The 553-nt window shown below is 77.4% G+C and carries 1 pseudogene; it reads left to right on the plus strand.

Annotation, left to right across the window (positions count from 1 at the left end):
- Positions 1–553, plus strand: a pseudogene (locus MXD58_RS24715) (hypothetical protein); the annotation flags it as partial.

A 553-nucleotide genomic window follows, 5' to 3' on the forward strand; every position in this document is an offset into this window, starting at 1 on the left:
GCGCTGATCTGGCCGGTGCCGAGCGGCCGGCGCCGCGGGAGGCCCTGCGGCTGCTCGGCGAGCACGGGGACGATCTCGATTTCATCGCCGGGTTCTACGACACGCTCGGGCCCGGAGGGCTCGCGCGGCTGCTGGCCGGGATCGCCGGGCGCCCCGCCGGTCACCGGCCGGCGCCGTCGCTGGGAGTCGATCGGCCGCGGGCCGAGGCGGTCCTCGGGCGCTCGTTCGCCGCCTACAGCCGGATCCGCCCGCTCGACGAGCGGTGGCTGGGCCGTCTGAACACCGGCGGGCGCCGCGACAGTGCCGACACGGTGCTGCTCACTCCCTTGCTCGGTGCCGGGCGGTTCAGCGTCACGTTGCTCGACCGGCTGGCCAGGCTCGCGTTCGGCGCCGGGGCGGGGCCGCCGGCTCTCGGCACGCCGGGCCGATCCGGTGCCGGCGCGGCCGGCGATCGGCCCGCGGTCACGACGGTGCCGTCGAGCAGTGCGGCGCTGGGTGCCTACGAGGTCGCGCTGCTCGACGCGATCAGGGTCGAGCCGGCCCTGGTCTGCGC

The organism is Frankia sp. AgKG'84/4, assembly GCF_023242965.2.
In the GTDB taxonomy this organism is placed as follows: Bacteria; Actinomycetota; Actinomycetes; order Frankiales; family Frankiaceae; genus Frankia.